A 13,737-nucleotide genomic window follows, 5' to 3' on the forward strand; every position below is an offset into this window, starting at 1 on the left:
CAATAACATATTGTTATGCGGCATGTTTTTTAGCGCGCTTTGCTCAGGCGCGTGCTTATGTTGCTGCGTACCCATTTAGGGTCGATCCATTCCTTAGGCTGAACGGCGATTCCTCCCAAATATATTCCGAAGTGCACATGATCGCCGACGGCAAGCCCCGTTGTGCCCGTCGTGCCGATGATTTGCCCTTTTTCAACGGTGTCGCCGACAGCGACAAACAGTTCCGTAAGGTGGGAATAAATGGAATTAAGTCCCATTCCGTGTTCAAGGATGACGAGGTTGCCGTAAATGCCGTTATAGCCGGCGAAAACAACGGTTCCATGATTTCCGGCAGGAACATTGTCTTTTGCGACAGAAGCGAAATCATAGCCCAAATGGACCTGCTTATCAATTTCTTTTTCACCGAGGTAATAGGTTCTTCTGTCGCCGAACTGGGCTTTCACGGCGGAACGGGGCAGAATTTTAAAATCATTTTCCCATTTCGGCTTAGGGCTTGTGTTTTTTGTGCAAACGTCGGAAATAAGCTGGTCGTTCTGCTTTCTGATATTGCCGTTTGCCTCTATGTAACGCTCAAGCGTTGTTTCTTTGCCGGGTGCGATTTTTTTTAATTCTTCCTCTTTCAATGTTAAAAAGGTTTCGGTGATTTTCACCTTGTCCGTAGGATAATTCCTGTTGACGGCATTGACGATTAAACGGCTTTCGGTGATGTTGCCCGCCGTGTCTTCCGCTATGATCTGCGGAAAATATTCGGAACTTGACAAAAATTCGGGAAAGGCGAAAAGGCAGGCATAGGTGTTTTCTTTTTGTTTGAAAGCGGGGAAAAAGATGTCGTTCACGAAAATACCCGTTTGGGTCAATTCTTCGGAGGCGGTATAAACAATCAGCGCCGTTCCTCCCCTGTGTATTGTGGGAGGCGTTGTTTCAACCGCGATGCGGGGGTGTTTGTTGTCCATGACGAGGGGAAGCTCGCGGGTGGTGCTGTTGCCTTTGTTGAAGCCGGCGAAAGACGCGTCATGTGTTGTGACGATGAGCGTGAACGCTCCCTCCGGAAGTTTCGCGTCTTCCAGCGTAAAGGCGTATTCTGTGGATTTTGGCGAATCCGCATAGTTTTTTTCATAAAGCTCTAAAGTTTTGCCTCCCCGTCTGACGGAAACCTTTATTTTTCTGATACCGGAAGTGTCGGCGGCGATGACTTTTATTTCTTTGCGCGGACCGATTTTTTGACCGAGTTCTTTATTGTCGACACTGAAGCTTATGCTCGGACCTTGTAAATCTTTCAGGAAGACATATCCGAAAAGTACAATCAATGTTAGGGAAATCAAGGCGATAATTGTACTTAGTTTTGATTTAAGCATGGGTGCTTTCTTCCTCCTCTTTCGGCAATAAGGAAAGTGCTATTTTTATGAAATCGGCTTCGGTGAGAATACCCACTAAAATATCGCCCACGACAACGGGCAGGCAGCCGTATTTTAATTTCAAGAGTAAATTTCCCGCTTCAGCGATGGAAAGATCGGGCGCTGCGCAGACAATATCCGTTTGCATGATGTCTTTGACCAGAATGGCTTGGTTGATTTCTGTTTTGGTTTGTTCGTCAATGTCAGCCAACTGCGAAATGGTGTGATTGAGCAAATCCCTGTGCGTGACAAGTCCGCAGAAACGTCCGTCGGAATTGACAACAGGTGCATGGCGGATTTGGGCGCCTTCCATGAGTTGTTTCACGTCGTGCAAAGAGTCCGTAGGCTTAATAGTGTAGACACTATCCGTCATATAATTCTGGACTGATAACATAAGCCCCCCTTTGTTATAGGTTATTATCGGTGCCGGATATTCATTTTAATTTACTCTGTAAAGAGGCACTTCGTCAAGAAAAGCCCCGGAATAATTTTTAAGAAACTGAAACCGCAGGCTGCACAAACCGTATGGGAAAGAATGAAAAAAACGGTACTTTTTTGTTTAATTATAAAAGTAAGAGAGGATGATTAATTTGCTGTCTTATTTTTACCAATAATATTTGATCCGTTATTTTTTTAGTTATTCTGTTTGTTTTTCGTGAGTTAAGAATTTTTTATTGCATATAGAGTGAAATTCTTATGAAAAAAAGAGTTCAGGCATGATCCTTAAGGGCTGAATAGCCATAACCAATCAGCATAATTTTGATTTTTAAATAATTATTTCAATAAGCTTTGTCAAGTAGACTTGCGTAAGATTTAAAATATGTTCATTTGAGCGAGAGCATTTATTTTTGTGAAACTTTCCTACGCGCGGATGAAAATGTTTTCCGGCAGAGGGGGAAGTTCGGGGTCCTCGCTGAAGCGGATGTATCCTTTGAGTCCCGGATGCAGGGTATCGACCTGCTTTTGGGCGTGGTTATAAAGCGTGTAGCCGGAGCGGTCTATGCGGGGTCTTTCCATGCAGGGCAGGAGAAGGGAGGCGTTTTTTTCATTGCTCCATGTGCTGCGCACATCGACTTCATAAAAAAGAGGTTTGATTTCTTTGCCGAGCCTTGCCACAATGGGGCGGGGAACATAGTCTGCCGGCGCTTTTCTGTCTTTGCGTTCCGGAAGGAAGAAGCCGGTGGACAAAGGACGCGGATTTTTGCCGGAGCTGTTAAAAAGTTCGAGCATGAATTCTTCTTTGCCGATATCCCGCTTCGGTTGAAATTTGGGTTCTATTCCTTGTTTTTGGCAGGCAAGATCAAGGGCTGTCCTGTAAATGTCCGTGACTTGCGCCACATAGGAGGGGCTTTTTGTTCTGCCTTCGATTTTCAAGGAAGCAGGCTGCATGGTGACAAGTTCGTCCATGAACGGAACAAGGCATAAATCGGAGGGAGCGAAAATGGCGCTGAAATCGGAGCCTTGTTCGATGTCCCAGCAGTCTTCGCCCTGACGCTGTCTTTCTTCGACGGTAAGGGAAATTTCATTGAACTTTTTGCCGCGGTATTCAAAACGGCAGGGCTGGGTGCATTGCCCCAAATTGGCGGGTCTTTTGTTGATCCATGCGGACATGAGGCAATGACCGGAAAGGGCGAGGCACATTGCGCCGTGCACGAAAATTTCAAATTCCATGTCCGGAAATTGTCTGATGATGTTTGTCATATCGTCTTTGCCGAGTTCGCGTGCCAGATTTATCCGCTGCACGCCGGTTTCCTTCCAAAATTCCACGGCGGCGGAGTTGACGGAATGGGCTTGGGTGGAAAGGTGGATTTCAAGGTCCGGACAATGTTTTTTGGCAAGCCAAAGCACGCCGGGGTCCGCAATGATAAGCGCGTCAACGCCTGTTTCCGGCAAGGCTTTGAGCATGCCGACAACATCGCCGAGCTGTCTGTCATACGGCATGGCGTTGAGGCAATAATAAACTTTCGCTTTGACGGCATGGGCTTTTTGCACGCCGAGTCTGAGTTCTTCGAGGCTGAATCCGTCGCATTTCGCACGCAGGGAAAGTTCGTTGCCGCTTAAATATACGGCGTCGGCACCGTAAAGAAGGGCTGTTTCCAATTGTTCCGGTCCGCCGGCTGGGATTAAGAGTTCAGGTCTTTTGAGCATGTTTATTTCTTCTTATAGAGTGTTCTTGTATATTTTGCCATATTGAGCATGTCTTCCAAAAAAGAGCCTTTGCCGCCCTTGAGCATGATAGTGGGCATGCTTTCGACGGACGGCGTTTCCGCGTCTTCGTTTTTGGCTTGTCCCGCCTGTTTTTTTTCTTGCGTATTGTTTTCTTTCAGCGTTTGGGCGAGTTTTTCTTTGAGCGAGGGGGGAGTTTCTGCCGCCGCGGCTTTCTGGGTGGTGTTTCGGCCGGGAGTTTGGGCAGGGGGCTGCAAAGGGTTTTTGCTTGGAGGCGGAGCTGTTTTCAGTGTGTTTCCCGTGCCGTTGATACGCGATAAGTGCTGCTGTTCCAGATAGTTGAGTTTTCTCTCCTGTTCCTGCTGTTTTCGGTATGCTTCGCCGTCAAGGACAATGTCCCTGATATTGGATTTGAAGATGATTTGCCGCAGTTCCTTTTGCGAGTCCAGATAACCGGCTATGCTCGGGGGAAATACTTTCGAACCGTTCATTTGCAGTAAAAATTCCGCAATTTCATTGACCGGGAAAACGGTTTTCGCGCTTTCGATTATCTTATTCACGGTATTGTAATTCGTGAGGGCGAAATTGTTTTGCAGTGCTGTGAAAATAGGGTTTTGCCCTTCCGGAAAGTCTTGGGAGAAAAGTTTTGCGCTTTTTGCGGCGTTGTCCCAGTTTTCTGTTTCGATATAGGCATGAATGGCGCGTTCAAGATAATATCTGCCCGTTTCAGGGTTGCCCAGCTCCTTGTGTATCCCGTACAAATAGGCAAGGGAATCGGATTTGCGGGGGGAATTTTGGCTGCTTGAGCGTTCAAAACAATGGGTGGCTTGGTTGAAAAGCCTGTCTTTGTATTTTTGTTTGCCGACGAGGAATATTTCCTCATAATCGGCATCTTCGGCGGGGGTATAGAAGAAGCGGACGAAACTTTTCTCGAAACTGTGCACGCGTTTTTTCCAGTTGCTTGAAAAAGCGAGTCTTTTTTCTTCGGTCGTTTTTTCAAGAGCGTTCAGTGTGGCATGGTATTTTTGCAGTTCCTGCGTGTACTGGAAAAGCGAATCATTCGCCTTTTCAAGAAGTTTTCCGAGACTGAAAGGATGAATAAGGAAAAAAGCCGCTCCGAGGGTACTGAGATTGGCTTGTTCTTTTTTTAAGAAATCGTTGTCAAAGGCGGTGTTTCCGGGGTAAAAGACAACTCCGACGGGAAAAAGCGCGCCAAGGGGGTGCAAACGTAAAAGGGAAAGCAAAAATGCGGCATTGAAATCGCCTAGGTCATAATCGCATAAAATGAGAGCGGAGTAGGAAAGTTTCGTTTCTTTTTTGGTGAGGATATGATAGAGGGCGTCGGCAGGGGAAGAAAAGATTTTTATATCCAGAACATCGATGGATTGGGCGTTGGAGTCGTAAAAAGAAGTGTCTTCCTGATTGGTGATGACAATGAATTCCTCGAAAAAAGGCAGGGCGGCTTCACTTGAATACGCATAAGAAGAAGCGTCCGTATTTGTTTCTGCCATTCCATTCTCCTTTTTGTTCCAAGCTTGAAATTATCCGTTTTTTATCGTTTTGTACAGTAAAAAGTATCGGATAAAAGAAATAAAAATTTTTTGCTGTTTTTAACTGTTCAAAGTGAAAAAAAAATGCTATTTGATAAGTAATTAATATTAAGTTAGGGGAATATAGAATAAAAAGAAGTATGAAACAACAAAAACAAAAAGTTTTAGTCGTTGATGATCAGCAAATAAACAGAATGCTTTTGTCTAAGATATTGGATAGCCGCTATACCGTATTGCAGGCGGAAAACGGGCTGGAAGCATTCAATGTTCTTGAAAGGGAAAGGGAATCCATCCAAGTCATTCTTCTTGACCTTGTCATGCCTGTCATGGACGGGTTCACTTTTTTGGAAAAAGTCAAAAATTCCCCCTTTGCCAGTATTCCCATAATCGTTGCTTCCCAGGCAAACGAAAACGATTCCGAACTGAAAGCTCTTGAAATGGGCGCTGTGGACTTTGTGACGAAGCCTTATTCTCCGAGCATTATTTTGCAGCGTATCATCAATACCATCGCAATGCGCGAGAACGCTATTTTAAGAAATACCGCGGAACGGGATTTTCTGACCAAATTATATAATAAGGAAACGTTTTATCAAAAAGTTTCCGAGCAGATCCACGAAGACGCGGATACGGTCTATTCGCTGATTTATTTCGATATTGAAAGGTTTAAGGTCGTCAATGATTTCTTCAGCGAGCAAAAGGGCGATGAGCTCCTGGTTTATCTCGCCGATATTGTCCGTTCTTTTTCCGGAGATGTGAACTATTTCGGGGCGAGGCTCAATGCCGACTGTTATTGCGTCTGCATGCCCCATGACAAGGTGAATGAACTGCGTTTTGCAAACTTCGCCATGTCGCTTTTGGATAATTTCCCCGTCAGTTTGAAAATCAAAATCAATTTTGGCGTTTTTGTCATCAATGACATCAACATTCCGGTAAGCATCATGTGCGACAGGGCGAAGCTCGCTTTGAAAAGCATTGTGGGCAAATATGACACCTTTATCGGGTATTATAACGACGCAATGCACAAAGCCCTCATGGAAGAGCAGGAAATCGCCGGCGAAATGAATACGGCGTTGCGGAACAAGGAATTTGTCATTTATATCCAGCCCAAGTTCGATCTGAATACGTTCGGCGTGATCGGGGCGGAAACGCTTGTGCGCTGGAAACACCCGGAAAAAGGGCTTATTCCGCCTATCAAGTTCATTCCTATCTTTGAGAAAAACGGTTTCATCACGGAACTTGACATGTATATTTTCGAGGAAGTGTGCAAGACGCTCCGCGGTCTGCTCGATAAAAACGTGCCAATCGTTCCCGTGAGCGTGAACCTTTCCCGCGCCGATATTTATAAACCCGATCTCTGCGAATTTATTGTGGATGTCATGGCGAGAAACAACCTTGATCACCATCTCATCGAGTTTGAGATTACGGAAACTTCCTATACGCAGGATTCGGAACAGCTTATCAATATCGTCAACAGACTGCGCGAACTCGGCTTCGCCATTTCGATGGACGATTTCGGCACCGGCTATTCTTCCTTGAATATGCTCAGCGAGGTGCCTGTCGATGTTTTGAAAATCGATATGCGTTTCCTAAAAAACTTCAACGACGCGGATGTGAAGTCCAAAAACATCATTCATTTTATCGTTTATATGGCTAAATGGCTTAATCTGCCCGTTATCGCCGAAGGGGTCGAAACCTTGGAGCAGGTCGAATACCTGCGCAGCGTCGGCTGTTACAACGGGCAGGGGTATTTCTTCGCAAAGCCGTTCCCCATTGAGGAATATGAAGAGCGCGTGAGCAATGTCACGTTTGCGGCTCCCGCTGTTTCTTATAACATCGAGGATATTATTCCTGTCAACGATTTATGGAATGTGAACTCCCGTTTCAGCCGGCTTTTCAATTCTTTCGCCTGTCCGCTGACATTGATGGAGCTGAAAGGCGATAATTTGGAATTAATCCGTGCCAACAAATGTTTTTACAATGAAATTCTGCCTTGCACACAGGCATTTTCCAATGCGTCATGCCATGCTTTGGAGTTCATCATACCTGAAGACAGGCAAAAAGTTTTGGAAGAACTGCAGCAAATCGACGAGAACAATCCATGGCAAAAATGTGTCATCCGTATAAAATCACCGGATACCGGCAATGTTTTTTGGCACTGCGCGCGGTTCAGTTATCTGCAAAAAACCAATGACAGCAAGCTTTTTGTTCTGCATATCAGCAATATCACCGATTACAAGAACAAGGAGCTGCTTTACGGATTGCAGGAAGAAAGGATAAACGCCGTTTTCGAGTATACGAAATCAGCCGTTATTGATGTGAACATATCGGACAAGCAGTTCCGTTTAAATAAGGTGTGCGCCGGACTTCTGAATATGGACGAGCGTGTTTCCCATTATGCGGAGCTTGTGGAAAACTATGCTTTTCCTTTTGAGCAGAAAGACGAAGTGCTCGCCCTTTTCGAGGCTGTTTTCGAGGGCAGGAGACAGGAAAAGCCTCTTCTTGTTTCTTTTATCCGCAAAGAAACAGCCCGTGTCTGGTATGAGCTTAAATACAAACTGCTTCCTATGGACGGCGATCCTCAGCTGGCTGTCGTTTACCTTGAAAATGTGACGCATAAGATCATACGCAAAGAAATTTTCGAACACGAAATGGAATTTAGGGATTCCGTCATCGGGAAAAATTTAAATTATATCGAATTTGAGCTGACGAAAAAAATCGTTTTGCGCAATTCTGCGAATTTCTTGGCGAATATCGGCTATACAAAAGACCATTCCGTGGATGAGTTTTTCGCCAAAGTCGGAAACACGCTTATCCATCCCGAAGATAAATTGAAATTTTTGCAGGTTATGAATGCGGATTCTTTCAATGATTTGCTTTTGACGGAAAATAAGAAGTTCTGTTTTGAATGCCGTTATTTGAATTTGGGTGATTTCAAATGGATACGGGTGAATCTGGATATTGTCGCTTCTCCCGACAATTCCGAAATCACGGCTTTTTGTTATCTTGAAGAGCTCGGGGAAGAATATGCCGTTGCGAACATCGAAGGCATGCGCTCCAGACGGGACACGATGACAGGATTTCATTCCGAAGAACTTTTCGCAAAGGTTATAACCAATTATTTTGAACAGTATAATTCCGGGCTTGGCGCTTTGTTTTATATCAATTTGTCGGAAAAATATTCCGGTTCGAATTGTCCGAAACGTTCTTCCAATTATTCTATTGTTTCCATGTCCAATATTTTGCGCCAATCGTTCAGGAGCAATGATCTTATTGCGAAAATCGGAGAATATTCCTTTGCGGTTCTTTTGCAGACCGTTCCGGGCGAGGATATTGTTCTGCAAAGGGCGCAGGAATTGTGCGACGGCATGAATGCGTATAATGAAAAAGATTTTTCCGATAAGATTATCGGAAATGTCGGCTGTATCATGCTTCAGGGACAAAATTCATACCAGCTTGCTATGGAAAATGTGAAGACCGCTTGCCAACTGGCCAGGCAGCAAGGAGTTAATACTTCATATTTGTTGAAAGAGTAGGATATTGATATGATTAATAAGTTACGTGATTGGGGCTGTGATGTTGAAGAGGCTTTGGAACGTTTCGTTAATGATCAAGAATTGTATTGCACCTGTTTTTCCATGTTCCTTGCCGATGACTCTTTTAATGCCTTGAAACAAAGTGTTGAATGCGGAAATTGCAAAGCTTCCTTTGAAGCCTGCCATACGCTCAAGGGCGTGGCGGGAAATTTGGGCGCAGGTCCGCTATATGCCGAAATTTGTGTTTTGACGGAAAAGCTCAGGTCCGGCAATCTGGATGACGCGATGCATCACGTGGAAAATATTTTCAAATACCGTGATGAGGCATTGAATTTGATAGCGGGATAAACCATGAAGATTTGTGCGGATGCGAAAAATATTTTGGAAATTCTTAAGCGGCATACGGATATTGTTGTGACCATGCATGCGAACCCTGACGGGGACGCTGTCGGCTCCGCTCTCGGTTTGGCATGGTTTTTGCGGGAAAGCCTGCGGAAAAATGTCTGCATTTATAATGAAAGCGATTTTCCGAACTGGCTTTCCTTTTTGCCCGTGCCTTGCGCTTACGTTACGGATTTTCGGGAAATTCCTTTTTCCGCTCCGCTTGTTGTCATGCTTGATGCCGGTGAAACGCAGCGTTTCGGTGAAAAGTTTCCGCCGTATCTGGAAGGAAAAAAAAGCGTCTGTATCGACCACCATTTAGGTGATACGAGGATTGCGACGGAATACAACTGGATAGATCCGTCAATGGCGGCGACAGGGCAGATGGTTGCGCAAATTGTTTACGCCGAGAATGAAAAGACTTTCGAAGAAGCGGCAAAAGCCCTTTATGTCGCTTTAAGCTGCGATACGGGCAATTTCACTTTCGGCAACACAAGTTCGGAATGTATCCAATGCCTTGCGCGATTGGTGGAAACACCGCTCGCTCTTTCTCCGATCAGGGAGGCGATGGATAACACATGGACAGTGCGGAAACTGCATTTTTGGGGCAAGCTTTTCAGCATGGTGCGGTTCGCTTTTGATGAACAGCTCGCTTTTATTGCGGTTCCGCAGGAAATGTATGCAGAATACGGCGTGTCAAAAGAAGATTTGGAAGGGTTTGTCGAGCAGATGCGCAAAGTCAGAACTGTGCGTATCGCTCTTTTAATGCGTGAAGAAATGAAAAACGATTCCCCTTTTATTAAAATAAGCATGCGTTCAACAGGCGATGACGATGTCCGCGGAATTTTGACGCGGTTTAATGGCGGAGGGCATAAAAATGCCGCCGGCGCGGGTGTTTTTGGAACACCGGAACAGGTTTATGCCATGCTTTATCCCCATATCGGGAATGTCTTGCAAAAATAAGGAGTTTTTATGCTGAAAGGTGCAATTTCCGCTTTGGTTCTGCCGTTCAAAAACGGACATATTGACGAAGAAGCGTATCGTGAGTTTATTGAATGGCAAATCGAGCAAGGCATTGACGGGCTTGTTCCCTGCGGGACAACCGGGGAATCGGCGACGCTCAGCCATGAGGAACATGAAAAAGCGATTAGGATTTGCATTGAACAAGCGAAAAAGCGTGTTCCGGTTATTGCAGGCTGCGGCTCGAATAATACTGCCGAGGCTGTTCGCCTGACACAGTTTGCAAAATCCGCCGGAGCGGACGCCGCCCTTTTGATCAGCCCTTATTACAACAAGCCCACCCAAGAGGGAATATTCCTGCATTATCAGGCTGTGAGCAGGGAAGTTTCTTTTCCGTTTTTGGTTTACAATGTTCCGGGGCGTACAGGCTCCAACGTGACGGCTGAAACCATGGCGCGCATGTATCATCAGATTCCGGATATGATAGGGGTCAAGGAAGCTACGGGAAACTTGGTGCAGATTTCAAATATGCTTGAAAAAACAGATGAAAATTTTATTCTTTTATCCGGAGATGATTCCACGGTGCTTGCGACGCTCGCTCTTGGCGGAAAAGGCACAATTTCCGTCACTTCAAACGTCATGCCGAAAAAAGTGCATGAACTTTGCGAGGCATGGGAAAAAGGAAACGCGAACGAGGCAAAACGCCTGCATTATTATCTGGAACCGCTGAACAGGGCTATGTTTGTTGAAACAAACCCCATTCCGGTTAAAACCGCCCTTTTCCTTATGGGCAAAATGAGCGCGGAATTTCGTTTGCCTTTGTGCGATATGCGGGAAGCGACGCTGGCGGTTCTGAAAAAGATCATGCAGGATATGAAATTGATTTAGAGAGTTTCCCCCGAATTTTTCGGGGGATTTTTTTGTGCTGAAGCGGACAATAAAAAAAGCCCCTGCAAAAGCAAGGGCTTTTCCATTTATGGGAATGTGTCGATTATAACATTCTGTGTGCGGCTTCAAACACGCCTTCCGCAAGGGTTGGGTGGGAGTGAATGGTGTGGGCGATATCCGCAACTGTTGCGCCCATTTGCATTGCCATGGTGACTTCCGCGATAATATCGGAAGAGTGGGCGCCTGCAAGGTGGGCACCGAGAACTTTATTGGTTTTGCAGTCGACAATAAGTTTGAATGCGCCGGCAAGCTGACCCATTGCTTGGGCTTTGCCAAGTTCGCGGAATTGGAAGATTTCGACTTTGTAGTCGGTACCTTCGACAAGACCTTGTTTCTTGAGTTGGAGTTCGGAAGCACCGACAGTGCCGATTTCAGGGGTGACAAATACGGCGGAAGGAACAACGCTGTAATCTTGTGCAACTTTCTTGTCACCGAGGATATTCTGAACAACTGTCAAACCTTCGGCAACAGCCATGTGTGCAAGCATGATTTTGGCAGGTCCCAAAATATCACCAATAGCCCAGATATGAGGAATACTGGTTTCAAGGTATTCGTTTGCTACGATATAGCCGCGGTTGAGTTCCATACCGATTTCTTCAAGTCCGAGACCTTTGCTGTTTGCAGAACGGCCAACAGCGGAAATAACAACGTCAGCTTCCGCAAATGCCGGTTCGCCCGGAGTTGCCGGCGGACAGAAAGGAGAGTCCACAACTTTTGCTTTAACTTTGCCGTCAACGATTTCAACGGATTCAACAACACGTCTGACTTCGGTTTTGATACCGGCTTTTTTCATTTCACGGGTAAGAATTTTGCTCATTTCTTCGTCAAGGCTCGGAACGGGAAGAACTCTGTCGGCGCCTTCGATGATGGTTACTTTTGAACCAAAAGTATTGAAGACCATCGCAAGTTCGGAACCGATAACGCCGCCGCCTACAATGATAATGCTTTTAGGCACATATTGGAGAAGGAGGGCATCATCGGAAGAAAGAATGTATTTGTGGTCGACAGGAAGGCTGGGAAGGTTGAGCGGGGAAGAGCCGGTTGCGATAATGATGTCATCGCTTTCCACTTTTTCAACGGAGCCGTCGGCTTTGGTGACTTCAACAAGGTTTGCGCTGATAACTTTGGCGGTTCCCATGATAAGGTTGACTTTAAGCTGTGCGGCTGTTTTTTCCAGACCGCCGCGAAGAACGGAAGAAACCTTTTCTTTGCGGGCGATTACTGCCGGCATGTCGACAGTCGCTTCACCGGCAACATTGATGCCGTATTCTTTAGCTTGGTGAATGGTTTCATACGCTTCGGCAGAAGACTTCAAAGTTTTTGTGGGAATGCAGCCGCAGTTGAGGCATGTGCCGCCAAGCCATTTCGCTTCGATAAGGGTAACGCTCGCACCTTTTTTTGCAGCGTCGAATGCAGCGGTATATCCTCCGGGACCCGCACCGATGACAGTGATACGTTTACTCATAACAACCTCTTCATATTATTATAAAATTTGCTAAACTAAATGTTTGCAGAATTTTTATGGCACAGACATATCCGTTGTCCGCTCCGTGATAGTATTCACAAATACAAATTAAAGCAAGTTCTTTTCCTAAGATTTTTTTGGCTTTTTTTGGAATAATGCATGCATCAGTCCTTCTAAAGCATGCATTATCTTCATCTAACTATGCTAAAATAAAAAACTAAATTTAATAAAGGGATTGGGCATAAAAAATTGAAAATTTTGTTATTTTTGTCACAAAATGCTTGACAAAATTTTTCCGCACGGCTAGAAAGATTTCATTGCTTTGCTGAAACAGAGTAAATATCATTATTTAGGAGAATTTAAAATGGCACTTTTTAAATCAGAATATCTTGGCGATTTGCAAGTAACCTGCACAAATACCGTAAGCGGCGCTTCCATTACCACCGATGCTTTCCTCGGTTATCAAAATAAGGGTGATTTGCTGAACCCTATCGACCTTTGCGTTGCGTCTTTGTGCTGCTGCTCCCTTTCAATGGTTGGCACGTATGCAGATAACCATGAAATTGATATTGACGGAGCATATTCTGAATGTGATTATGAAGTTGCTGTTAATCCTAAGCGCATTACCAAAATCACCCTTACTTTCGTAATGCCTAAGGATAAAGAATATTCTGACAAAGAAAAAATGATGCTTGAAAAAGTTGCTGTTTCCTGCGGCGTACACCATAGCTTAAGCCATGATATTGAACAAGTTTTCCATTTTAGCTGGTAATAACCGTTATTTTGGAAATAATTGACTTCCATAAATACGAGCAAGGCATATCCTTACGGGTATGCCTCTTTTTTTGGTCTTGTTTCGGAGAGCGGCAGAGTTTTTTATTTTGAATGGGGAGATGAAAGAGGACCGTTTCTTTAGCGTATTTTTTCTGATTGCTGAGAAAAATTATAACCGTTTTTTTTTTCTATATTCTTTTCAAACGTCTTGTTTTCATAGGGAGGGGCTTGTCTGTTTTGCGACACCGGAATATTTCTTTCGGTACACTGAAAATTTTTGAGGAAAGCTTTTTGGGGATGTTTTGGGGCGGAGCGTGTTTGACAGCCATGAATTTAAACGGGAGTATTTTCATTATACCATGAGGAATTTTTTAGGCAGGGGAAAACTTTTATCTCTGCTGTCTTCATCCATAGGTCTTTCGCTGTCCGTAAAGCTCGTAGACTTGCTGACTGCTAAAGCGGTTCTTCCCCGTGCCTCGTTATAGAACTTTTCATAATAATGTTCAGCATACCTTAACATTATACAGCAATATGAATATCATGCTAACATGCTTCAGACATGTTAA

11 protein-coding genes are annotated in these 13,737 nt (G+C 44.8%); 5 read left to right on the forward strand and 6 right to left on the reverse strand.

Annotated elements, in window-relative coordinates; genetic code table 11:
* Nucleotides 1-29 precede the first annotated feature (29 nt).
* From JBF11_RS08110 to JBF11_RS08125, 4 genes are all read right to left on the reverse strand, one after another.
* Nucleotides 30-1,355, reverse strand: a complete 1,326-nt coding sequence (locus JBF11_RS08110) for a M23 family metallopeptidase (RefSeq protein WP_334314977.1) — start codon at nt 1,353-1,355, stop codon at nt 30-32.
* On the reverse strand, nt 1,348-1,788 hold the full coding sequence (locus JBF11_RS08115) for a CBS domain-containing protein (protein WP_334314978.1): 441 nt from the start codon (nt 1,786-1,788) through the stop codon (nt 1,348-1,350). Before JBF11_RS08115 ends, JBF11_RS08110 begins: the two co-directional genes overlap by 8 nt.
* 467 nt (nt 1,789-2,255) lie before the next feature.
* Nucleotides 2,256-3,542 carry a peptidase U32 family protein gene (locus tag JBF11_RS08120; protein ID WP_334314979.1) on the reverse strand — a complete coding sequence of 429 codons (1,287 nt, stop codon included), beginning with the start codon at nt 3,540-3,542 and terminating at the stop codon, nt 2,256-2,258.
* 2 nt (nt 3,543-3,544) lie between these two features.
* A complete protein-coding gene (locus tag JBF11_RS08125) occupies nt 3,545-5,071 on the reverse strand; it encodes a hypothetical protein (protein ID WP_334314980.1) in 1,527 nt (508 codons plus the stop codon).
* Between the two features lie 179 nt (nt 5,072-5,250).
* On the opposite strand from JBF11_RS08125, the gene JBF11_RS08130 reads away from it, so the two are divergent.
* Genes JBF11_RS08130 through dapA form a run of 4 tightly spaced genes read left to right on the forward strand, consistent with a single transcriptional unit; the run spans nt 5,251 to nt 10,872 of the window.
* A complete protein-coding gene (locus tag JBF11_RS08130; protein ID WP_334314981.1) occupies nt 5,251-8,643 on the forward strand; it encodes an EAL domain-containing protein in 3,393 nt (1,130 codons plus the stop codon).
* A 9-nt stretch (nt 8,644-8,652) separates the two neighbouring features.
* Entirely contained in the window at nt 8,653-8,991 is a 339-nt protein-coding gene (locus JBF11_RS08135) for an Hpt domain-containing protein (protein WP_334314982.1), read from the forward strand.
* Nucleotides 8,992-8,994: 3 nt separating this feature from the next.
* Nucleotides 8,995-9,987, forward strand: a complete 993-nt coding sequence (locus JBF11_RS08140; RefSeq protein ID WP_334314983.1) for a DHH family phosphoesterase — start codon at nt 8,995-8,997, stop codon at nt 9,985-9,987.
* Between the two features lie 9 nt (nt 9,988-9,996).
* Nucleotides 9,997-10,872: a 4-hydroxy-tetrahydrodipicolinate synthase gene (gene dapA, locus JBF11_RS08145; protein WP_334314984.1), complete on the forward strand. Its 876-nt coding sequence runs from the start codon at nt 9,997-9,999 to the stop codon at nt 10,870-10,872.
* 103 nt (nt 10,873-10,975) lie between these two features.
* Here dapA and lpdA read toward each other — a convergent pair whose 3' ends face one another.
* Nucleotides 10,976-12,397 carry a dihydrolipoyl dehydrogenase gene (gene lpdA, locus JBF11_RS08150; protein WP_334314985.1) on the reverse strand — a complete coding sequence of 474 codons (1,422 nt, stop codon included), beginning with the start codon at nt 12,395-12,397 and terminating at the stop codon, nt 10,976-10,978.
* Nucleotides 12,398-12,761: 364 nt separating this feature from the next.
* On the opposite strand from lpdA, the gene JBF11_RS08155 reads away from it, so the two are divergent.
* Entirely contained in the window at nt 12,762-13,169 is a 408-nt protein-coding gene (locus JBF11_RS08155) for an OsmC family protein (RefSeq protein ID WP_334314986.1), read from the forward strand.
* Between the two features lie 354 nt (nt 13,170-13,523).
* On the opposite strand, the gene JBF11_RS08160 is transcribed toward JBF11_RS08155, so the two are convergent.
* The gene (locus tag JBF11_RS08160) at nt 13,524-13,691 is read right to left on the reverse strand and encodes a hypothetical protein (protein WP_334314987.1); all 168 of its coding nucleotides are present in this window, start codon (nt 13,689-13,691) and stop codon (nt 13,524-13,526) included.
* Between the last annotated feature and the right edge of the window lie 46 nt (nt 13,692-13,737).

The organism is Taurinivorans muris, assembly GCF_025232395.1.
Taxonomy (GTDB): domain Bacteria; phylum Desulfobacterota; class Desulfovibrionia; order Desulfovibrionales; family Desulfovibrionaceae; genus Taurinivorans; species Taurinivorans muris.